Source organism: Mangrovibacterium diazotrophicum (assembly GCF_003610535.1).
GTDB classification, from domain to species: domain Bacteria; phylum Bacteroidota; class Bacteroidia; order Bacteroidales; family Prolixibacteraceae; genus Mangrovibacterium; species Mangrovibacterium diazotrophicum.
In genome coordinates, this window is sequence record NZ_RAPN01000001.1 from 83,032 (window position 1) to 102,771 (window position 19,740).

24 protein-coding genes are annotated in these 19,740 nt (G+C 43.4%); 6 read left to right on the forward strand and 18 right to left on the reverse strand.

Annotated features, from left to right (window positions below; all coding sequences use genetic code 11):
* The first annotated feature begins 11 nt into the window (after positions 1-11).
* Positions 12-1,253 (forward strand): alkaline phosphatase family protein, encoded by a 1,242-nt coding sequence (locus tag BC643_RS00310; protein WP_147377088.1) that lies wholly within the window; start codon positions 12-14, stop codon positions 1,251-1,253.
* Here the strand turns inward: BC643_RS00310 and BC643_RS00315 are convergent.
* From BC643_RS00315 to BC643_RS00340, 6 genes are all read right to left on the reverse strand, one after another.
* Positions 1,250-1,648: a YciI family protein gene (locus BC643_RS00315; RefSeq protein ID WP_120271187.1), complete on the reverse strand. Its 399-nt coding sequence runs from the start codon at positions 1,646-1,648 to the stop codon at positions 1,250-1,252. The two genes, BC643_RS00310 and BC643_RS00315, sit on opposite strands and share 4 nt — an antisense overlap.
* 25 nt (positions 1,649-1,673) lie before the next feature.
* Positions 1,674-2,234: a peptide-methionine (S)-S-oxide reductase MsrA gene (gene msrA / locus BC643_RS00320; protein WP_120271188.1), complete on the reverse strand. Its 561-nt coding sequence runs from the start codon at positions 2,232-2,234 to the stop codon at positions 1,674-1,676.
* Positions 2,235-2,297: 63 nt separating this feature from the next.
* Positions 2,298-2,594: a DUF6787 family protein gene (locus BC643_RS23715; protein ID WP_120271189.1), complete on the reverse strand. Its 297-nt coding sequence runs from the start codon at positions 2,592-2,594 to the stop codon at positions 2,298-2,300.
* 128 nt (positions 2,595-2,722) lie between these two features.
* A complete protein-coding gene (locus tag BC643_RS00330; protein WP_120271190.1) occupies positions 2,723-3,298 on the reverse strand; it encodes an SNARE-associated domain-containing protein in 576 nt (191 codons plus the stop codon).
* Between the two features lie 70 nt (positions 3,299-3,368).
* On the reverse strand, positions 3,369-3,944 hold the full coding sequence (locus BC643_RS00335; RefSeq protein WP_120271191.1) for a flavodoxin family protein: 576 nt from the start codon (positions 3,942-3,944) through the stop codon (positions 3,369-3,371).
* A gap of 18 nt (positions 3,945-3,962) precedes the next feature.
* The gene (locus BC643_RS00340; RefSeq protein ID WP_120271192.1) at positions 3,963-4,619 is read right to left on the reverse strand and encodes a DUF4159 domain-containing protein; all 657 of its coding nucleotides are present in this window, start codon (positions 4,617-4,619) and stop codon (positions 3,963-3,965) included.
* A gap of 183 nt (positions 4,620-4,802) precedes the next feature.
* Here BC643_RS00340 and BC643_RS00345 point away from each other — a divergent pair, with 183 nt between their 5' ends.
* Entirely contained in the window at positions 4,803-6,038 is a 1,236-nt protein-coding gene (locus BC643_RS00345) for an aminotransferase class I/II-fold pyridoxal phosphate-dependent enzyme (protein WP_120274081.1), read from the forward strand.
* Here the strand turns inward: BC643_RS00345 and BC643_RS00350 are convergent.
* Positions 6,035-6,739, reverse strand: a complete 705-nt coding sequence (locus BC643_RS00350; RefSeq protein ID WP_120271193.1) for a 16S rRNA (uracil(1498)-N(3))-methyltransferase — start codon at positions 6,737-6,739, stop codon at positions 6,035-6,037. The genes BC643_RS00345 and BC643_RS00350 overlap by 4 nt on opposite strands.
* A 16-nt stretch (positions 6,740-6,755) precedes the next feature.
* Positions 6,756-7,250, reverse strand: coding sequence for a SixA phosphatase family protein (locus tag BC643_RS00355; protein ID WP_120271194.1), 495 nt, complete (start codon positions 7,248-7,250; stop codon positions 6,756-6,758).
* A 63-nt stretch (positions 7,251-7,313) separates the two neighbouring features.
* On the opposite strand from BC643_RS00355, the gene BC643_RS00360 reads away from it, so the two are divergent.
* The 3 genes from BC643_RS00360 (at position 7,314) to BC643_RS00370 (ending at position 9,283) form a co-directional block, all read left to right on the forward strand.
* The gene (locus BC643_RS00360; RefSeq protein ID WP_120271195.1) at positions 7,314-7,820 is read left to right on the forward strand and encodes a metallophosphoesterase family protein; all 507 of its coding nucleotides are present in this window, start codon (positions 7,314-7,316) and stop codon (positions 7,818-7,820) included.
* 81 nt (positions 7,821-7,901) lie between these two features.
* The gene (locus BC643_RS00365; RefSeq protein WP_147377089.1) at positions 7,902-8,558 is read left to right on the forward strand and encodes a helix-turn-helix domain-containing protein; all 657 of its coding nucleotides are present in this window, start codon (positions 7,902-7,904) and stop codon (positions 8,556-8,558) included.
* Positions 8,555-9,283 carry a DUF3307 domain-containing protein gene (locus BC643_RS00370; protein WP_120271197.1) on the forward strand — a complete coding sequence of 243 codons (729 nt, stop codon included), beginning with the start codon at positions 8,555-8,557 and terminating at the stop codon, positions 9,281-9,283. The genes BC643_RS00365 and BC643_RS00370 overlap by 4 nt, the downstream gene beginning before the upstream one ends.
* Before the next feature lie 14 nt (positions 9,284-9,297).
* Here the strand turns inward: BC643_RS00370 and prmA are convergent, their stop codons facing one another.
* The 9 genes from prmA to BC643_RS00415 form a co-directional block, all read right to left on the reverse strand.
* Entirely contained in the window at positions 9,298-10,128 is an 831-nt protein-coding gene (prmA, locus tag BC643_RS00375; RefSeq protein ID WP_120271198.1) for a 50S ribosomal protein L11 methyltransferase, read from the reverse strand.
* Positions 10,129-10,143: 15 nt separating this feature from the next.
* A complete protein-coding gene (locus BC643_RS00380) occupies positions 10,144-10,884 on the reverse strand; it encodes a TerB family tellurite resistance protein (protein WP_120271199.1) in 741 nt (246 codons plus the stop codon).
* Positions 10,877-11,464 carry a dephospho-CoA kinase gene (gene coaE / locus BC643_RS00385; protein ID WP_120271200.1) on the reverse strand — a complete coding sequence of 196 codons (588 nt, stop codon included), beginning with the start codon at positions 11,462-11,464 and terminating at the stop codon, positions 10,877-10,879. Before coaE ends, BC643_RS00380 begins: the two co-directional genes overlap by 8 nt.
* Positions 11,457-12,464 carry a CdaR family protein gene (locus tag BC643_RS00390; protein ID WP_120271201.1) on the reverse strand — a complete coding sequence of 336 codons (1,008 nt, stop codon included), beginning with the start codon at positions 12,462-12,464 and terminating at the stop codon, positions 11,457-11,459. Before BC643_RS00390 ends, coaE begins: the two co-directional genes overlap by 8 nt.
* A gap of 66 nt (positions 12,465-12,530) precedes the next feature.
* Entirely contained in the window at positions 12,531-12,848 is a 318-nt protein-coding gene (gene yajC / locus BC643_RS00395; RefSeq protein ID WP_120271202.1) for a preprotein translocase subunit YajC, read from the reverse strand.
* A gap of 10 nt (positions 12,849-12,858) precedes the next feature.
* A complete protein-coding gene (locus BC643_RS00400; RefSeq protein ID WP_120271203.1) occupies positions 12,859-13,284 on the reverse strand; it encodes a DUF1573 domain-containing protein in 426 nt (141 codons plus the stop codon).
* Positions 13,281-14,243 carry a transcription antitermination factor NusB gene (gene nusB / locus BC643_RS00405; RefSeq protein ID WP_120271204.1) on the reverse strand — a complete coding sequence of 321 codons (963 nt, stop codon included), beginning with the start codon at positions 14,241-14,243 and terminating at the stop codon, positions 13,281-13,283. The genes BC643_RS00400 and nusB overlap by 4 nt, the downstream gene beginning before the upstream one ends.
* 70 nt (positions 14,244-14,313) lie before the next feature.
* Positions 14,314-15,054, reverse strand: a complete 741-nt coding sequence (locus tag BC643_RS00410) for a rhomboid family intramembrane serine protease (RefSeq protein ID WP_120271205.1) — start codon at positions 15,052-15,054, stop codon at positions 14,314-14,316.
* Complete coding sequence (locus BC643_RS00415; protein ID WP_120271206.1) at positions 15,055-16,080, reverse strand: threonine aldolase family protein; 1,026 nt, start codon at positions 16,078-16,080, stop codon at positions 15,055-15,057.
* Between the two features lie 223 nt (positions 16,081-16,303).
* Here BC643_RS00415 and BC643_RS00420 point away from each other — a divergent pair, with 223 nt between their 5' ends.
* Complete coding sequence (locus tag BC643_RS00420) at positions 16,304-17,611, forward strand: cryptochrome/photolyase family protein (RefSeq protein ID WP_120274082.1); 1,308 nt, start codon at positions 16,304-16,306, stop codon at positions 17,609-17,611.
* A 141-nt stretch (positions 17,612-17,752) separates the two neighbouring features.
* Here BC643_RS00420 and BC643_RS00425 read toward each other — a convergent pair whose 3' ends face one another.
* Positions 17,753-19,645, reverse strand: coding sequence for a YgiQ family radical SAM protein (locus BC643_RS00425; protein ID WP_120271207.1), 1,893 nt, complete (start codon positions 19,643-19,645; stop codon positions 17,753-17,755).
* Positions 19,646-19,740: the final 95 nt, after the last annotated feature.

Here is a 19,740-nt window from a genome sequence, read left to right on the forward strand (position 1 = left end):
TGTCTTATTCCGTGAAATACTGTATAGTTCCCATTTTACTTATTTCTTCGTGGTTCGCGATTTCGTGTACACGCTCATCTGCATCAACAGAAGATGAACCCCGGAGGCCTTATTTGGTTGTGCTTTCTTTGGACGGTTTCCGGTGGGATTATCCGGAAATGTACAATACTCCAAACTTGGATATGTTAGCCCGTAAGGGGGTGAAAGCCCAGTCGATGGAGCCTTGTTTCCCAAGTAAAACATTCCCGAATCATTATTCAATTGCAACGGGTTTGTATCCGGAGCATCATGGTATTGTTTTAAACACGTTTTCTGATCCTGAAGTCGGAGATTTTAAACTGAGCGATCGCGCAGCGGTACAAGATCCGGACTTCTATTTGGGTGAGCCGATTTGGGTAACTGCCGAGAAGCAAAATGTGCGAACGGCCTGTTTTTACTGGCCTGGATCGGAAGCGCCAATCGAAGGAATTTATCCCAGTATCTGGAAGAAATACGATCAATCAGTTTCATATGAAAGTCGGATTGATTCGGTTGTGTCGTGGTTGAAGAAGCCGGAAGGTACACGGCCTCATTTGATTATGACTTATTTTGACGAACCGGATCATGCCGGACATGCCAACGGACCTTTTGCAACGGAAACGAAGGCGGTTATTGAACGCGTTGATAGTCTTGTTGGGGTTTTGGGCGCTAAGCTGGAAAATCTGGATATTGCAGATTCAATCAACTTTGTTGTGGTTAGCGATCACGGAATGGGGCAAATAACTTCGCATAAAAGCATTGCTTTGGCGAATTTCATTAACGAGGAATGGGTGGAGAAAATTCGCGGTGGTAACCCGGTTGTCATGCTAAAACCGTTCGACAATTACGTGGACACCGTATGGCGCGTTTTATCAAGCATTCCGCACGTGAAAGTGTATTCGAGAATGAACATGCCCGAAGAGTATCATTATACCGAGAGTAATCGAATTTTAGATTACGTCTGTGTAGCTGATAGCGGCTATGCGCTGTATTGGAAATGTTCGAATTTTACAGATGGCGGTACACATGGTTACGATCCGGCGAACAGTGATATGCATGCCATTTTTTACGGCGAAGGGCCCGCATTCAAAAAGAACTACGAGTCGACATCCAGCATCCGGAATATTGATTTGTACTCGATGTTCTCCGAAATTTTGGGAATCGAACCGGCAAAAAATGACGGAAGTATTGATGGAGTCGCACAATTCCTGATCGATCCGAAAAGAGCAAATTAAGGCAACTTAGTTCCTTTTGCTCCCCACCAGTAAAAGGCCTGCATTTTCAGACGTTTTGCTTTCACTGCGGGATCTTCGCCTTCGAGTGCCAATGCTTCTTCAATCGTTTCTACATCAAAAATCAGAAGTCCCCGGTATTCGCCTCCGTTTTCAAAAGGGCCGGCAACGACGAGTTTGCCGGAGTCTGCCATCTTATTGAGATGAGCGAGGTGTTGTTCCTGAATTTTCGCCGCTTCAAGTGAATCCTGGCTTCGTTCGGTGCCCGAAAGCAAATGCATAAAAACATAGCGTTTCATTACATAGGTCGTATCACCCTCGGTCATACTAAATTCCCGCTGCGCGAAAGCTGATACGGAAATCAGGAAAGCGGAGATGACAAAAAGTAGTTTTTTCATCGGAATTAGATTAGACGGTTTCAGTTTATTTGACGGAGCTTTTCAGCCGATCTTTGAAGATTTTTCTGAATTTCTCCAGTTTCGGAATTACGACAAACTGGCAATAGCCCTGGCCCGGATTATTGGCCACGTAGTTTTGATGGTAGTCTTCAGCCTTGAAAAAATTTGTCCATTCCGTGACTTCTGTAACAACTTTAGCTCCGAAGATATTTTCATCGTTCAACTGTTTGATGATGGTCTCGGCAATTGCTTTTTGTTCCGGATTGTGATAGAAAACAGCCGACCGATATTGCGTTCCAACATCAGCTCCTTGTCTATTCAAGGTTGTTGGATCATGCGTTGCAAAGAAGACCTCCAGGATCTCCGGAAAACTAACAACCGTTGGGTCAAACTCAATTTCGACGACTTCTGCGTGCCCGGTTTGACCGGTGCATACTTCGCGGTAAGATGGATTAATGATTTCGCCACCCGAGTAGCCGGATGCAACGTAAATCACTCCTTTAAGTTCTCGGTAAATCGCCTCGGTGCACCAAAAACAACCGCCTCCGAGTGTCGCTATTTGGGTTTCTTTTTTTGATTCTGCCATAAGTTGAATTGAAATGAGATTGTAAAATAAATTTACCCGGGTCTTCGCTGCTCGAACAGTTTTTTATTTGATTCTGATTCCGAATCTACGGAGCATTTTCTTTTCGAATCGCCAGAAAAAGACGAATTGTCCTAACAGTGTTCCTAGTGTCAACAAGCTCAGTTGATAAATGGGGACGATGGTGACCACATAAACTAATACTTTGAATAGGAATGGCCAGCTTGGATCGAAATGGATTAGGTGAAAAACAAACTTGCGAATAAATAGCGTTAGGCTTCCACTGACAGAAAACACGAAGAAGATGACGAAAAGCTGCAAGTTTGAATCGACCTGCCAGCGGTCTTTTAATTTGTTTAGCATTCAAATCGTTTTTTCAAGGTCACTGACCTTTGATCGTTGATTAGTTGTTTGCCGAGCAATCTGATAAACCTTTTGAAAGTCGAAACCTGATCACTCTGTTGGAAATAACAGCGATCAACAAATATGGTTTAAAACTGGTGGGTTTGGAAAATAATGAAGCCGTAGATGGAAAAGCGAAGGATACGAAACAAGGCGAAATATAAGTATCTTTTTAAGGGGTACTCTGTGGTTCCAACCAACATGCTAATGAGTGCCCACGGCAGGGGAGTGAGTGCTGCAGCAATAATCAGAACGGAGCCAAACTTGCGAAATAGTGGCCAGTATTTCATGAAAAATTTTCGACTCATAAATCGGAAAAAGACGGTTCGCTGGAGGTACCTTCCAATAAGAAAGGATAGATAGCCGGCTCCATAAGACACCCCCGCAAAGAATATCAGGTTGAGTGTATAATGTAGCACGTCGCCGCCATGGTAAGCCCATAACATGAAAAACTCAGGTGGAAACAGTCCGAATAAAACTTCCGACCCGATGTAGATGAGATAAATAAGTGTTGGATTACTGTAGAATTTCTTCAACCAAACTTCCTGGTTTTCTGCAATGATATATTCCTTGAACAGGTAATACGCAACTCCAATCACCAAGGCATAAATCAGGGCTCGTCCCAGATTTTTAAGCAGAAAACCGGTTTTACTTTGGTTGATCATCAATTGTCTTTCTTATTCCGAACTAAAAGTTACTAATTAAGTCTCAATGGATGGTAAAAATGATTGGATATTAGTCCTTCAATTTACTCAGCAACCAAGCCATGTTTTCGCCCAGCGTCGCAATTATTTCCATCCCTTCAGTGTCGTTAACCACGTCGCCTTCGGCTTTGCCAAAAGCGAAATTCCAATAGGATGAACCAGGAATAATCATTTGGTTGATCAGGAAGAAATTATTGATGGTGTCGAAGGTGTGCAGTTGACCACCTCTTCGCACTGAAATAACAGCTGCACCTACTTTTCTTTTTAAAAGATGGCCGTTTCCCCGTGTTACGTATCCCGCCACGTCTATCAAGGCTTTCATTTCGGTAGTAACATCGGCAAAATAGACCGGCGACCCTAAAATAACAGCGTCGGCCTCAAGCATTTTGGCAATGCATTCATTCAAGGTGTCGTTTTTTATATGGCAGCGTTTGTCCTTTATTTTCCGACACTTGCCGCACGCGGTACACCCGTGAACAGGTTTCCCACCCAGTTGAAATATTTCAGTTTGAAATCCAGCTTCTTCTAAAGGTTTAAATGCCGTCTCCAGCAATATTTTTGTGTTGCCGTTTCGTCGCGGACTACCGTTGATGCCAAGTATTTTCATAAGAATGGTTGCTGATTTTTAGTTGCTGAATACATAGGAAACGATGTTTGCACCCATTTCGAGTGCTTTTTTGCGCACTTCGGGACTATCTCCATGCACAGCCGGATCTTCCCAGCCATCGCTGATATCTGATTCGTACGTGTAAAGACACACCAGTTTATTGTCAATGAAAAGCCCGAATGCTTGCGCCCGTTTGCCGTCGTGCTCATGTATTTTGGGAAGACCTTCAGGGAAGTCAAATTTTTGATGGAAAATAGGGTGGCTGGCAGGAAGCTCAACAAATTCCTGTTCCGGAAAAATCTTTTTCATTTCGCGCCGAATATAGGTATCCAGCCCGTAATTATCGTCGATATGCAGAAACCCGCCTGATTCGAAATAAAGTTTTAGATTCCGGCATTCGTCGGGCGTGAAAATCACATTGCCGTGACCAGTGAGATGCAGCATGGGGTAATTGAATATTTCGGGGCTGCCTGGCTCAACGGTTCCCGGATCGCTGGCAAAGTTGGTATTCAATTCGCGGTTGCAAAAGCTCATGAGATTGGGAAGAGCAGTTGGGTCGCCATACCAGTCTCCGCCACCATTGTATTTCAATAGGCCGATCTTCAGGGTCGATTCCTGCGCCCAACCCAAGTTAATCGACAAAAAAAAGGCGGTAAAAAAAAGCAATTGTTTCATTGTTTATCGGCTGAAACTCAAAGATAGCAAGAAAAGGCTTGTTTCAAATAATGTTAAAGGATAAGCCGGAACATTAATTTGAAAAAACTAATTCGGGCGAAAGCTGTTATTTTTGCGGGCGCTTTTAGTGCGGATCGAAATCCGACGGCGCTAAATATTAGACCGATTGTTAAAAAAATACTGATGGAAAAAAGTTTTACTACCCGTTCGCTTAATATTCCTTTCCCGAAAGAAGATCCTCATCGGGCTTTGGATATGCCTGTTTACGAATCAATTGCTTTTGATTTTGCCTCGTCTGAGGATATTGCAGCCAATTTTAGAGGCGAATTGCCTGCTCACGTATATTCGAGAACTAGCAACCCGACGGTTGAATATTTCGAGCGAAAAATGAAAACATTGACCGGTGCTTATCAGTCGTTGGCGTTGGCGTCGGGAATGGCAGCTATTTCAAATACGATTTTGGCGCTGTGCAAAGCGGGTGATAACATTATTTCCAGTAATCATTTGTTTGGGCACAGTTTTGCCTTGCTTGATCAAAGTTTTGCCAGTTACGGCTTAGAGACTCGGTTTGTTGATACCAATAATCTGGCTGAGATTGAGTCGAATATTGATGAGAATACGCGTTTGATTTATTTTGAAACGGTAACCAATCCACAGCTGGAAATCGCAGATATTGAAGCAATCGTAGCGATTGCCAATAAGCATCAAATTGTGTTGGTTGTTGATAGTACCGTTACGCCGCCGGTAAGTTTTAGTTCAAAGTCGCTTGGTGTCCATGTTGAAGTGATGTCTACAACAAAGTTTATTTCAGGCGGAGCGACTTCTTTTGGAGGTGTAATTCTAGACAACGGTCTGTATGATTGGTCGAAGAACCCGAATACAAAAGATTTCCGGGAAAAGTTTGGAAAAGATGCATTTATCGCTCGTTTGCGGAAAAACTATTATCGCAACACCGGTGGTGCAATGACCGCACACACGGCTCACTACCAGATTTTAGGTTTGGATATTCTGGAATTGCGGTTTGAACGAAGCTATCAGAATTGCATGGCTTTGGGCGAATTCCTGTCGCAACATCCAAAGGTTAAAAAAGTAACCTACCCCGGACTGAAAAGTGACGTTGGTTATGAACTAGCGATGAAACAATTTAATGGTAAACCCGGAACAGTTATGACTTTTGATTTGGAATCTCAAGCAGCCTGTTTTGCCTTTATGAACGAATTGGAGATTATTCGTCGTGCGACCAATTTGAACGATAACAAATCACTGATTATACATCCATTCTCAACAATCTATGTTGAATTTCCGGAAGAAGAACGGAAAGCAATGGGAATTCAGCCTACAATGATGCGTCTCTCGGTTGGGATTGAAGCTGCCCCTGATTTGATCGCTGATATTGAACAGGCGTTGAGTCGAATTTAATCTTCTAAAATGAGGTTACAAGTGTGACAGGCGACTATGGCAGCTGTTTCAGTCCGTAGTCGGCTGTTACCCAAAGTGACTGGGGTGCAGCCGCTTTGCAAGGCTTCTTCTACCTCTCGTTCTGAAAAATCGCCCTCGGGACCAATCAAAATAAGGTTGGACGGACTCTGAATTATTTCGTTTTTTAATTGCCGTTTATCCAATTCGTAGCAGTGCGCGATAAATTTCTTTCCGTCAAATGGAGTTGCTATTAATTCGTTGAATGGCGTTAGTGGGTTCAATTTAGGCAAGTAAGCTTTGATCGATTGTTTCATGGCTGAAACAATCACTTTTTCCAGTCGGTCATCTTTAATCACTTTTCGCTCCGAATGTTCACACAGGATTGGTGTGATTTCATCGATCCCGATTTCGGTTGCTTTCTCCAGGAACCATTCGAGCCGGTCGATATTTTTGGTGGGAGCTACTGCAATGTGCAGGTATGATTTCCGTTTCCCAAATTCAGCTTCTTTCGTGATAACTTTGATCTGGCACCGCTTGGGATTGGCGTCTGTAATTTCAGCCGTGTAGAAATTGCCAATACCATCGATCAGTTTTAACTCGTCGCCATTATTTAATCGAAGAACCCGAACTGCGTGTTTGGATTCCGTTTCATCTAAGGTATAAATCTCAGTTTGTAGATCGGGAGTAAAAAAAAGCTGCATGATCTGTTTTTAATGGTTAGCGGAAAGATCTTGGTTTCAGGTGGGCGACCAAATCTCCTTCCCGTGAAGCAATATTTTTCCAGTTTTCAACCTTGAACTCAATGACTGCAGTTGAGCAGGTTGGTGTGTCGCTGTTGAAGAAGCGAACCAAGTTGTTGATCAAATAATGAATCGTCGGGTTATGTCCAAATACAAATACGGAGCTAATATCTTCAGGGAGGTCGTGTAATAGTTCAATAAAATCCTGGGTTGTCAGGCCGTCGTATAAATCCTCTTCCTTTCGGATCTTCTTTTTGTCGTAGCCGTAGGTCTTCGCATAAACTTTCGCCGTTGAATAAGCTCGTTTGGCCGGACTGGAAATAATTAAATCGGGAGCAATACCGGATTCTTTTAGTTCTGCGCTTAAGATTTCTGCGTCCTCTTTGCCGCTTGGTCTCAGTTTGCGGTTAAAGTCATCTTCGTAACCATAAGGAACCGCTTTGGCGTGCCGGACAATTATTACACGTTTCATCCTTTCAATTTTTTGAGCTAAAATAAGCTATTTTTACGCGATAGAAACACTGAAATTACAAAAATGAAGCGGATAGGTTTACTATCGGATACACATGGCGCGATTAGCGATCGGGTGCTGAAATTCTTTGAAAATGTTGATGAGATCTGGCATGCAGGTGATATTGGAACAGTAGAAGCAGCTGATCAATTGGAGGCTTTTAAGCCTTTTAAGGCTGTTTATGGAAATATTGATAATCATGTTTTAAGGAGGATGTACCCTGAAAATCAACGATTTTTTTGCGAGGAAGTTGACGTATTGATGACGCACATTGGGGGATACCCGGGAAAGTACGAATCTAGAATAAGAAACGAGCTCTATACGAAACCGCCGAAACTTTTTATTTGCGGTCATTCACACATCCTGAAAGTCATCTTCGACCAAAAACTCAATTGTCTCCACATAAATCCGGGCGCTGCTGGTTATAAGGGCTTTCATAACGTTTGTACTGCCGTTCGATTTGTAATCGACAAACAAGACGTCAAGGATCTTGAAGTGCTAGAATTTGAACGGAGTAAATTCGATGAATAAAGTATAGTTTATATAGACTATAAAAATAAAATATAGATTAAATGGTCTAATATGTTTCAATATAGATAAAATGACGTATATTTGAGTGTGGAAAAAATAGCAGTCATATCAGTTGATGTTATCGACTCTTCGAAATTTGAAGAGTCCAGTTATTTACCGTCCTTGACACAGTTGGAAGATCCCGCTCAAACCTATTTGAGAAAAGCCGGAGATATGCTGTTAACGAGTAGAGGAGATAGCTTTCAGGTTATGCTGAATGACTGGCAAACTTCATTTTTAAAGGCTATTTACCTAAAAGCCTTTTTCAAGAAGCAAGTCGCTACGTTAAAATCAAGCAATAGAAAAAAGAATCTGGATGTCAGGCTATCGCTAACTGTTGGTTGGGTGAAGCAATTACCCGAGGATATTGGAAAAACAATGGAAGAACCGTTTATTATCTCGGGAAGAGCGCTGGATAAGATGAAAAGTAAGGGGCAAAATTTCATTGTAACAACCAACAATGACAATATAAATCACGAGCTTGAGCTTGAGTGTGCTTTTTTAGATGACATTTTAAACGGATGGACAGCAGCCCAAGCTGAAGTTATTTATTATCTTGTACAAGGTCTGAAGCAAGTTGAAATCGCATCGGATTTAGGTTTAACCCAACCGTCGGTCAGTAACCGGATTCAGCTTGCTAAATGGGGCCTCATTGAACGGATGAATAAACGTTTTGTTGAATTAATGCAGAGTATATGATTCTATTTCTTCGCTTGCTATTTGCGCATCTTTTGGCAGATTTTCTGTTTCAGCCTACAGCTTGGGTTATTGATAAGAATGAGCGAAAAATAAGGTCGGTAAAATTGTTTTATCATATTGTTGTCGTAACAGTACTGTCCACTCTCTTTACGCTGGATTATTTTAGCTGGCGGATTCCTGTGTTCATCTTCGTATTTCATTACCTGATTGATTTGATAAAAATCTATTTCAAACCATCCATTTCAACCAATTTAAGCTGGTTCCTTTTCGATCAATTTTTGCATCTGCTCCTCATTTTCTGGATTTCTGCTTTATTGGACGAATCGGTGCAAGCTGTTAGTTGCGAAATTTGGGGAAAGCTCAGCAATCCGGATGTTTTTATCTACGTGATAGCCTATTTCCTGATTGTTTGGCCGTCGATGGTTGTGGTAAACCTGGCAACTAAAGAATGGCAGAAGCAAATTGCCGAAAGCGGGGAAACAAATCTCTCGAACGGAGGCAAATGGATCGGCGTACTCGAAAGGCTGCTGGTATTGACTTTTGTACTGGGTGGACAATTTCAGGCCATTGGATTTTTGATTGCAGCCAAATCTATTCTTCGCATTTCGGTGAAGAGCGAAGAGAATGCCCGAATCATGTCAGAGTACGTGTTGGTGGGAACTTTAATCAGTTTCACAATTGCAGTGTTCGTTGGCATTGGAACCAGGGCGATTCTGCAATTGTGAAAAAGATTATCGGGTTACTTTTCGAAAGAACAAGCCACCCAATTATTTTTTACTTTCAGTGTTAGTTTTCGTAAAAACAATTCGGAAGCCCTTCCTACAATATCTTCCAAATCATCTTTGTAGAACCCGCTAACAATCAGAATTCCATCCTCATTCAGTACACTGACGTATTTTTCAATATCCTGAAGAATAATGTTTTTCTGAATATTTGCTAAGATCAAATCGTATTTTTTGTTGCCCAAAAGAGAGGCGTCTCCAATGAAGGCTTCCATATTGTTAACATTATTCAAACGGCAGTTCTCCACAACACTCTCGAACGCCCAGCTGTCTATGTCGATAGCAGTAACTGATTCGCAGCCTTTCATCGATGCAAAGATACCCAGGATACCGGTTCCGCATCCCATATCCAGTACCGTTTGCCCTTCGACATTCAATTCGTCGATGTGCTCGATCATTAGCGATGTGGTTTCGTGATTTCCGGTACCGAAAGCCATATTGGGCTCAATCACGATTTCGTATTTTGCTTCCGGATATTGTGTATGGAAAGGGGCTCGAATCAAGCAATCGGGGCCAATAAGTAATGGTTGGAAGTAGTTTTTTTCCCACTCTTCATTCCAATTAATATCGGGCATTTCCTCTGTTGCAAAGGACACGTCGAAAGGAATATCGCTGAGGATACGCGCGATCTCAGTCTCTTCAACTTTTCCCGTCGGGAAGAAGGCGTTTAACTCGTCCTCCGTTTCATCAAAACTTTCGAATTCCAATTCGGATAAATACGCGGTCAAAATCTCCCGGTTAACTTCGTTGTCGGGAGAAAGTTTAAATGCAGTTTTTATGTATTGCATAAATTAAAGTGACAATTACACTAAGTTTCTTTCTTTTTTTAGTTGTTCGTAGGCTTCATTCACCTTTTGAAACTTCTCATTCGCAGCTTTCTGGAAGTCCTCTCCTAAATAGCTGACTTTGTCGGGATGGTATTTCATCGCCATTTTGCGGTAAGCTTTTTTGATTTCTTCGTCGGTAGCCGAAGGTTCGATTTCCAGAATTTTGTAAGCAGCTTCGGTATTGGCAACAAACATCGATTTGATGGACTCGAAATCTTTCCCGGTGATGCCCATGTTTTGGGCGATATGGTCGATTAAGTTTGCTTCAGAAACGTCAACCTTGCCATCAGCTTGGGCAATACCAAACAAGAAGTGCAGCAACTGCAGACGAGAAGAATAATCCATGTTCTTCTGAATCTGTTGGCAGACTTCAGTTACCGGAATGTTCTGATTCAACAAATCGCGCAGAAGTTTCAGTGCTTCCTGTGCAGATTCGGTACCAAAAGTTCGTACAAAGAAATCCTTGACGTAGTTCAATTCCGACTTTAGCACTTTGCCGTCCGATTTCATAACAGCCGCAACCAAAACCAAGAGACTCATTACATAGCCACCGGTTGTTGTTGTCGAGGAGCTGTATCCGTTTGTTCTGTTCGTTGTTGTTAGCGGGTTGTTTTCGTTTTCAAACATTGAGCCGACCACAAATCCGATAATCCCTCCAATCGGGCCTAAAAAGGCCCAGCCCAATCCGCCGGCAATCCATTTTCCAAATTTACCCATGACTTCTAAATCGTTTATCTAGTTCTATTAATTTCGGAACAATGAGTTCCTTGTTATCATTTTTTACAATGAAACTGGCAAGTTCCATTTTCTGTTCATCCGTCCACTGCTTTTCTATCCGGGCTTTGACGCTTTCTTCCGTTGAATTTTCGCGTTTCATAACCCGCGCAATTCGTTCGGCTTCGGGTGCCGTTACCAAAATCGTGTAATCCATCATTTGGTAAAAGCCACTCTCGAACATGATGGCAGCTTCGTGAATAATGTAGGGTGACTTCTGCAGTTCGACCCATTTGTTGAAGTAAATTCGTACCTCGGGGTGAATGATTCGGTTTACTTTTTCGAGTAAAGTTGGCGAATTAAAAATCAGGCCCGCTAATTTTTTTCGGTCAATGAGCTGATTTGGCAGGTAAATGTCGCTACCAAATTCGGCGATCAATTGATTTTTGATGGCTTCGGACGAGTTGATCAGTTTCTTTGCTTCTGTATCAGCTTCGAAAACTGGTATTCCGAGCGTTCTGAAAAAGTGGCAAATGGTTGATTTTCCACTGCCAATTCCACCGGTTATTCCAACTTTAATCATTTGATTTTTCTTCAATTAGATATTCCACCTGATCCGGAGCAACCGAAACATTCAGAATATTCAGAGGTTTTGAATCCAGGTTGACTTTAAGTATCTCTTTCTTTTCTTCGATATCAGAGTAGGGGACAGTTAGTTCGAAATTGGCATCGGTAATTTCCGAAAAATGGCTCAGGCCGACCAAAAAGCTCACTTTCACTTTCTCGGGGAAAAGCTTGATAATAACGTTATCCGGAACGCCGGTAACGAGAACAGGAACAGACAAGTTTTTCTCGGTATATTCCTCCAGCGGAATCTTCAGAATTACGCGCTTCGGATCGATCGTCAGGTTGTCGTAGCTTTCGAGTAATACGTTGCGCTGAATATTTTTTTCAAGCTCTTTGTAGTGTTGCTTTTTCGTCTGAATATATTTCAAAGTATCCAGCGTTGATTGTGCGCCGGCAACTGTTACAGAATCGGGTTCGGTTGAAATTTCGCCGCTGACGTAATACTGTTGTTTGAGTGAATAAGTAATGTTCGGTTGTACTTTTACTTTGCGACGAACGATCTTGTCGAACTCGAAATACAATGAATCCGGTTGGATCTCTATAATTTGAAGTTCGTTGCTTACCTGCCCCGAGATTCGGTTGATGAATTGGCGTGTTCCGATGCGGAATTTCGAGTTTTCGGAAGACTCCATGCGATGCCCGGTAAAATCATTCACATTGAACACCAACGGTGAAAAAGCCATGCTCAACTTATGGCGCAAAATCGTGAAACCGTACGAATTTACTTTCAATGTAAAATGGTCGGGCGGCGAATTGGCCAGGATTTTATTGTTGGGCAAATTGGTGTACTTTACCGGGAATGATAAATCCACTGTGTACTCTTTATTCAATGCATTTAAAAACCAGAATAAAGTGGCAATTACGAGGCAGACCAGGAAGACCATAAGTCTTCGGTCGTCTTTCATCCGCAACGTTTTGTAGAGCGCGTGAATCTTATTGAACCAAATTTTTTCCACGAAACCAAAGATAAAAAAAAGGGCAGACTAACAAGCCGGCCCTTTCGTATTTCTGATAATGTCAATTTATTTTTGTTGCGGAACGTCAGACATGTCTTTCACGACAGCTGATTTGTCAACACGAAGTTTTACATTGTCATCAACTTGTAACAGAACGTAATTTTCTTTAATCTCTGCTACTTTTCCGTAAATACCTCCGGTTGTAACAACTTTATCGCCTTTTGCCAGGCTTTCGCGGAACTTGCGCAGTTCCTTTTGTCTTTTCATTTGTGGTCTGATCATGAAGAAGTAGAACACCACGATAATCAAAATCATGGGTAAGAATGTCATGATCGGATTTGCTTCGGTTCCCGCTTGTTGGGGTGCCATCAATAAGTAATTCATTGGTCGTTATTTAATTGTATAAATTTATCAATTCGTTTTCAACTCTCGCTGTAATCATCAGCTTTTGAGGTTCATTGCCGTCGTTGGCGAATACCTGAATTTGCTTGACAACATTTCCAACTTCACCCGACGAATTGAAGACCACCTCAATAAAATTGTAATCTCCGGCTTTTACAGCTTCCGGCGGATAGCTAATTTCCAAACATCCGCAGTCTACTTTTGTGCTGTCGATTACCAGGTTACCGGTGCCTTCGTTTGTAAATCGGAAACTGTATGAAAGAACCTCTCCGGCGTGAACGGTTCCAAAATTATGGATTTCTTCCTGAATCGCAAATTTTGGATCCCCTTTTGGCTCTTTTGAATAATCGTTTGATTTTGTGGAACTTTTACAAGCCTGAAAACCAAGTAGGATTAATATGAAAATGAATAATTTCATTCTTCTGCAGCTTCCTCTCCAATTAGCCCGCGACCTGCTTTCTGAATCTGATTTTCTTTCTTCAATGCCTTGAGCGCCTTGTCCAAAATACCGTTGATGAAGTTGCGGCTTTTTTGCGTGCTATAATATTTCGAAAGCTCAATGTATTCGTTCAAACTCACTTTAGTCGGAATGGACGGGAAGTACAAAAATTCGGCAATTGCCATTTCCATAATCAGGTTATCGAGGAAAGCAATTCGCTCAACATCCCAGTTTACGGTGTGTTGTTCAACGATTTTTTTCAACTCATCGTGATTCAGCACACATTTGCGGAACAGGTTCTTCACAAAGTCGCTGTCTTCGTCATCCTTGAACATGGGCATCAAAGCCGAGTTCTCGTTGGCAAATTCTTTGAATTTCTTCACAGTCTTGATGTTCATGCTAACCACAAAATCAAGATCGTCGTTCCAATAGATGCTTTCTTCTTCCAAAATAGAAGACAATTCTTCCGATTGCAGGATGATTTCAGCAAACAGCAATTCGAGCACTTTTTTGTCGTCCTGATAGTTTCTTTCCGGTTTCGACATGTATTCGGTGTAGAAATCAGAATTAACAAGTGCTGTATAAAGTTTCTTGATGAGCTCTGGTTCGTTCGTCCAACTCAGTTTCGACTGTTCCAACTGCTTGATCAGCGCTGCGTTGTTCCGGATCTGGTAGATCAGGTGGTTGGTGATGAACCGTGTGTTTGGATTCAGGTCTTCTTCGGTTGGGAAGTGTTTTTTCTTGCGGAGTTCGATGATTGAATTAGCGTGATCCGCAATTTCTACTACTAACTGAAATAAATAATGGTAAAGGTCGTAGGTTTTCTGGACACTGAAAAAGAGTTCTTTTTCGGTTTGGTTAATCGATTTTTCCGGAGATGTATAGAAGGCGTATAAAACCTGTAATACTTTGGTGCGGATAATTCTTCTGCTAATCATGTTTATAGAACTGTTATCTTTTTAAGAGGGCACAAAGTTAAAAAATTTATTTAGCCCCGTTCAAAAGCGATCAGCTTTTTTTGTTTTCTTCTTCGTCACCGCTTATGTCCAGATAGTGAGTTTGTTCCCCTTCTTCCCGGTCTGTGGGCTGATCCGAATCTTCTTCGCTTTCGTCATCATCCTCATCTTCCCAATCAAAACGGCTGCGTTGTGGCCCGTGTTTACGGTAAAAAATACTCAAAACGAATCCGCTAATCGCTCCCCAAAGGTGGCTTTCCCACGAAACACCCGGTTCGATGGGGAACATTCCCCAGAACATGCCGCCGTAAAGGAAAACAACGATGATGGAAATCGTCAGCAACTTGACGTCGTTGCGCAGTATGCCGCTAAAAAAAAGGAAAGACCCCAGCCCGTAAATCAGTCCGCTGGCTCCGATGTGCCAGGCTTCGCGGGCGCCCACCCAAACGCAGATCCCCGAGAAGAGGTAAATGAGCCAGAAAATTCGCCAGGCCAGGTTGCGATAAAAATAGAACAAGGCGACCGAAAGCACGAAGAAAGGCACCGAGTTGGCAAAAATGTGTTCGAGGCTGCCGTGAATAAAGGGTGAAAAGATAATTCCTCTTAGTCCCTCGAGGGTGCGTGGGAAGATGCCGTACTGCGCAAACTGATTGTCGAGAATATTCTCAATGAGGAATACCAACCAAAATCCCAATACAAACAGGGCGGGGAAGACCATGCTGTATCGGAAGATCTTCTTCTCGATCTCCCGATCCCGGTGGCTTTTGTTGGGATAATAGTTGAATAACGGCATTTACAATAATTCTTTCAGCGCCTTGGCAAAACCGAAAACATCTTCTTCGGTGGTGTCGAACGAGGTCATCCAACGAACCTCGGAGCGCGATTCATCCCAAATATAAAAGAAATATTGCTCTTGCAGCTTCGGGATAATTTCGGCCGGAATAATGGCGAAGACCCCGTTGGCCTGCGTTTTTTGAGTCAATCTAACGCCCGAAATTTTGGCTACTTCGCTCTCTAAAAGCAGTGCCATTTTATTAGCGTGAAGTGCATTGGTTTTCCACAAATCATTTTCAAAATAGGCCAGAAACTGAGCACTGATGAAACGCATTTTCGAGTACAGTTGCATGCTTTGTTTGCGGATGTATTTGGTAAAACGCGATTGTTGCGGGTTGAAGAAAATTACAGCTTCACCCATCATCATTCCGTTCTTAGTTCCACCGAATGAAAGGACGTCGATTCCGGCATCGCGGGTAAACGCTTTGAAAGGTAAACCCAATGCTGCCGCGGCATTCGCAATGCGGGCTCCGTCCATGTGAACGAACAAATCGTATTCATGCGCCAGTTTGGTAATGGCTTTAATTTCTTCGACTGTATATAATGTACCAAGTTCGGTTACCTGCGAAATGGAAATGACGCCCGGCTGAGCGTGGTGCTCAAACCCGAAGCCATGCAGGTGTTTTTTGATTTCCTCCGGGTAGATTTTGCCTTCCCGTGTTTTAATCGGAATTAGCTTGCAGCCGGTTAGTTTTTCGGGCGCCCCGCATTCATCGACCTGGATGTGTGCTGTTTCGGCGCAAAGAACCGAATTGAAGCTTTGGCTCAGGCTAGCCAGCGAAATGACATTGGCGCCAGTGCCGTTGAAGGCGAAGTAAACGTCGATGTCGTCACCAAATTCCTGCTTAAAACGTTCAACAGCTTTTGCGGTTATCGGGTCGCCGCCGTAACCAACCATGTGGCCGTTGTTAACTTCGCTCATGGCCTGCATAATGGCCGAGTGAACTCCGGCGTTATTGTCGCTTGCAAAACCTCTTTGATTCATTTAGGGTGAAATTTCGGATTAATTGAATTGTTGTATCAAAAGACCAAACTTAAAAATTTGCTCCCAATTTAACGAACCCAAGTCAGGTCATTTTCGAAAGTCGGTAATTTATTGGCGAAGTTGATTTGTTTGGGGGTATGATGCTGTCCGTCGCAGGATGTTTTCAACTTTTAGCCCAAACGCGTGTTATGACATTACGCTAACCAACAATCAACAACAGCTAATGAACAAGCAAGAAGTAGCAATTTTCTGGTTCCGGCGCGATTTGCGGGCTGACGACAATCATGGTTTTTACCAAGCTTTAACTTCCGGCCGTCCGGTACTTCCCATTTTCATTTTTGACACGGAGATTTTAAACGATCTGGAGCAGACCGATTCGCGGGTAACTTTTATTCTGCACGAAGTACAAAAGTTGCAGGATTTGTTTGAGCAAAACGGCAGTACCTTTTGGATTTACCAGGGAAAGCCGCTGGATGCTTTCAAGCGTTTGTTGACAGAGTATGCGGTGGCAGAAGTGTTCACCAACCTGGATTACGAGCCTTATGCCCGTGAGCGCGACAAATTGGTTTACGAGTACTTGGGAACACAGAACATTCGCCTTCGAGCTTTTAAAGACCAGGTGATTTTTCACAAAAACGAGGTGGTCAAAGCGGACGGTAAACCATACACGGTGTTTACGCCCTACAGTAAAACATGGCTTTCCAAATTAACTTCGCGTGACTACGAAGCTTTCCCTTCGGAAAAACATTTGGGGAATTTGGTGCAGACCGATCCACTGCCAAAATACCATCACCCGGATCTTGGATTTAAACACGGGCCATACAATGTTCCTCCGTTGGAACTGAATGTTTCGCTGATGGAATCGTATGCCGAGAACCGAGATTTTCCAGCAGTGGCGGGCACTTCGCGGTTAGGAGTCCATCTTCGTTTTGGTACGGTTAGTATCCGGAAGGTGACGGCAGAAGCAGTCAAACATTCGTCAACTTTTTTGAATGAATTGATTTGGCGAAATTTCTACATGGACATTTTGTGGCATTTTCCGCATGTAGCCCAATCGTCATTCAAACCGGCTTACGATTTTATAGCCTGGGATAACTCTGAAAAACTTTTTGCCCGCTGGTGCGAAGGAACAACCGGTTACCCGCTGGTGGATGCCGGCATGCGCGAACTTAGCGCTACCGGGTACATGCACAACCGGGTGCGCATGGTAACCGCCAGTTTCCTCTGCAAGCACTTGCTGATTGACTGGCATTGGGGAGAAGCCTGGTTTGCCGAAAAGCTGCTCGATTTTGAACTGGCCTCAAATAACGGGGGCTGGCAGTGGGCTGCCGGATCGGGTTGCGATGCGGCGCCGTATTTCCGGGTGTTCAACCCCGAATTGCAGCAGCAGAAGTTCGATGCCGACTTTCGATACATTAAAAAATGGGTGCCCGAATACGGCACGTCGGCTTATCCGTCGCCGATTGTTGAGCACAAAACGGCACGGGAACGGGCTATTCGCGTTTACAAGGAAGCATTGAATGAACGATAGTCGGAGAGCAGGGGTTTAAAGGATGACATCTCTTCGAAAAGATGTCATCCTTTAAATTCAGATAACTTAAAAACGAAAAAGGATGCTACCCGTTAGAGCAACACCCTTCATTCTAAATATAATCTTTAACCTATAAACGTTTTAATTCAGGATCTTTTTCAACAGATCCGGTCGGTTTAAACGAGTCAACTCTTCGCGGATTTCGCGTTGGTATTCACGTTTGTACCAGAAGAAGAACTTGCGCTGGCTCAGCTTTTCCTTTTTGCTTTTGGCGGTAAACACTTCCTCCATGGTGTACGGGTGGAACCCGGTGTAGAAGATCACCGTTGCCAATGTCATTGGCGTAGGGGTGAAGTCCTGTACCTGTTCCAGTTTGAAGTCAAGCTGTTTGGTCTCGGCTGCCAGGTTGGCCATGTCGGTACTTTTACAACCCGGGTGACTGGAGATGAAATAAGGAACCAGCTGTTGGTTCAGCCCTTCCTGCTTATTAATCTCGTTAAACACCTTGTTCAATTTATAGAACAATCCAAACGAAGGTTTCCGCATAATGCGAAGCACGTCGTCTGACGTGTGTTCCGGAGCCACTTTCAACCGGCCCGATACGTGGTGTTTCACCACTTCACGCAGGTATTCCATATTATTTTTGTTGACCTGCTTGTCTTTGGTTTCGTGCAGAATCATATCGTAGCGAATACCGCTCCCAATGAAGGCTTTCTTCACTTTTGGGTGCTTGCGAACCTCTTTGTACAGGTCGAGCATTGGTTTGTGATCGATGTTCAGGTTTTTGCAGACATCGGGCCAAATACACGACGGACGCTTGCACTTGTTGCAAATTTCCTGGTGAATACCTTTCATCTGGTACATGTTGGCCGAAGGGCCCCCCAAGTCCGAAATGTAGCCTTTGAAGTCGGGCATTTCGGTCACCTTGTCCAGTTCGCGCATCACGGAAGCCTGCGAACGGCTGGCAATAAATTTGCCCTGGTGGGCCGAAATGGTGCAGAAAGTACATCCGCCAAAACATCCCCGGTGAATGTTGATTGAGTGACGAATCATATCGTAGGCAGGGATCGGCTCTTTGCTCTTGTATTTCGGGTGTGGCAAGCGCGTATAAGGCAACTCGTACACACGGTCAATTTCTTTTTCCTCCATCGGCGGCCACGGCGGGTTTACAACCACCTGCTTGTCACCGGTACGCTGGATCAGCTTGTTGGCTTCAACTTTATTCGACTCTTCTTCGATGTGCATAAAGTTGTGCGCAAACTTTTTCTTATCCTGCAGGCACTCCTCAAAGGAATACAAGTCGAAGGTATTCCATTTCTTCTGTGTTGCGTAATGCTCGTCCTCGTCAACCAGGAATGCCGTTTGCGGCAGGTTGGTCAAACTCTGAGGATTCACGCCTTTTTGTACCAATCGGGCGTAATCAACAATTGATTTTTCACCCATTCCGTAGAACAGCAAATCAGCTTTCGAATCGATCAGAATCGAAGGTTTCAGTTTGTTTTGCCAGTAATCGAAGTGTGTAACACGGCGCAGCGACGCTTCAATACCACCAATTACCAACGGAATTTCCGGGTAAAGTTTCTTCAGAATATTGCTGTATACAATGGTGGCATAATCCGGCCGCTTGTCGGCTTGTCCGCCGGGAGTGTACGCATCGTTGTGGCGTTTGCGCTTGTTCGCCGTGTAGTGGTTCACCATCGAGTCCATGTTGCCCGAGGTAACGGCAAAGAAAAGTCGGGGAGTTCCCAGCTTTTTAAAGTCGCGCAGGTCGTCCTGCCAGTTTGGTTGCGGCACAATGGCCACACGCAGACCTTCTGCTTCCAAAACACGGCCAATTACGGCAGCGCCAAACGATGGGTGGTCAACATAGGCATCACCCGTAAACAAAATGACATCCAGTTGGTCCCAACCTCGCTCTTCAACTTCTTTCTTGGTTGTTGGTAACCAATCGGTTGTTTTGTATTTCTGATAAAGTAAATTCACTCGTCTTGTCCAATTATAATTGTGGTGCAAAGGTAATTGGCTTTTAGTCATTTTAAAAGACTTTTGGGTCTTATTTTTAATGAACTCAGGTAGACAAAGTGGATTTTATAAAAAATTAGTGGGCAATTGTGACGAAATAGAAATTA

Bases quoted from the DNA above. Each gene is read 5' to 3' on its own strand.
- BC643_RS00315 (WP_120271187.1), bottom strand. From the start codon at position 1,648: ATGAAAAAACTACTTTTTGTCATCTCCGCTTTCCTGATTTCCGTATCA.
- msrA (WP_120271188.1), bottom strand. From the start codon at position 2,234: ATGGCAGAATCAAAAAAAGAAACCCAAATAGCGACACTCGGAGGCGGT.
- BC643_RS23715 (WP_120271189.1), bottom strand. From the start codon at position 2,594: ATGCTAAACAAATTAAAAGACCGCTGGCAGGTCGATTCAAACTTGCAG.
- BC643_RS00330 (WP_120271190.1), bottom strand. From the start codon at position 3,298: ATGATCAACCAAAGTAAAACCGGTTTTCTGCTTAAAAATCTGGGACGA.
- BC643_RS00335 (WP_120271191.1), bottom strand. From the start codon at position 3,944: ATGAAAATACTTGGCATCAACGGTAGTCCGCGACGAAACGGCAACACA.
- BC643_RS00340 (WP_120271192.1), bottom strand. From the start codon at position 4,619: ATGAAACAATTGCTTTTTTTTACCGCCTTTTTTTTGTCGATTAACTTG.
- BC643_RS00345 (WP_120274081.1), top strand. From the start codon at position 4,803: ATGGAAAAAAGTTTTACTACCCGTTCGCTTAATATTCCTTTCCCGAAA.
- BC643_RS00350 (WP_120271193.1), bottom strand. From the start codon at position 6,739: ATGCAGCTTTTTTTTACTCCCGATCTACAAACTGAGATTTATACCTTA.
- BC643_RS00355 (WP_120271194.1), bottom strand. From the start codon at position 7,250: ATGAAACGTGTAATAATTGTCCGGCACGCCAAAGCGGTTCCTTATGGT.
- BC643_RS00360 (WP_120271195.1), top strand. From the start codon at position 7,314: ATGAAGCGGATAGGTTTACTATCGGATACACATGGCGCGATTAGCGAT.
- BC643_RS00370 (WP_120271197.1), top strand. From the start codon at position 8,555: ATGATTCTATTTCTTCGCTTGCTATTTGCGCATCTTTTGGCAGATTTT.
- prmA (WP_120271198.1), bottom strand. From the start codon at position 10,128: ATGCAATACATAAAAACTGCATTTAAACTTTCTCCCGACAACGAAGTT.
- BC643_RS00380 (WP_120271199.1), bottom strand. From the start codon at position 10,884: ATGGGTAAATTTGGAAAATGGATTGCCGGCGGATTGGGCTGGGCCTTT.
- coaE (WP_120271200.1), bottom strand. From the start codon at position 11,464: ATGATTAAAGTTGGAATAACCGGTGGAATTGGCAGTGGAAAATCAACC.
- yajC (WP_120271202.1), bottom strand. From the start codon at position 12,848: ATGAATTACTTATTGATGGCACCCCAACAAGCGGGAACCGAAGCAAAT.
- BC643_RS00400 (WP_120271203.1), bottom strand. From the start codon at position 13,284: ATGAAATTATTCATTTTCATATTAATCCTACTTGGTTTTCAGGCTTGT.
- nusB (WP_120271204.1), bottom strand. From the start codon at position 14,243: ATGATTAGCAGAAGAATTATCCGCACCAAAGTATTACAGGTTTTATAC.
- BC643_RS00410 (WP_120271205.1), bottom strand. From the start codon at position 15,054: ATGCCGTTATTCAACTATTATCCCAACAAAAGCCACCGGGATCGGGAG.
- BC643_RS00415 (WP_120271206.1), bottom strand. From the start codon at position 16,080: ATGAATCAAAGAGGTTTTGCAAGCGACAATAACGCCGGAGTTCACTCG.
- BC643_RS00420 (WP_120274082.1), top strand. From the start codon at position 16,304: ATGAACAAGCAAGAAGTAGCAATTTTCTGGTTCCGGCGCGATTTGCGG.
- BC643_RS00425 (WP_120271207.1), bottom strand. From the start codon at position 19,645: ATGACTAAAAGCCAATTACCTTTGCACCACAATTATAATTGGACAAGA.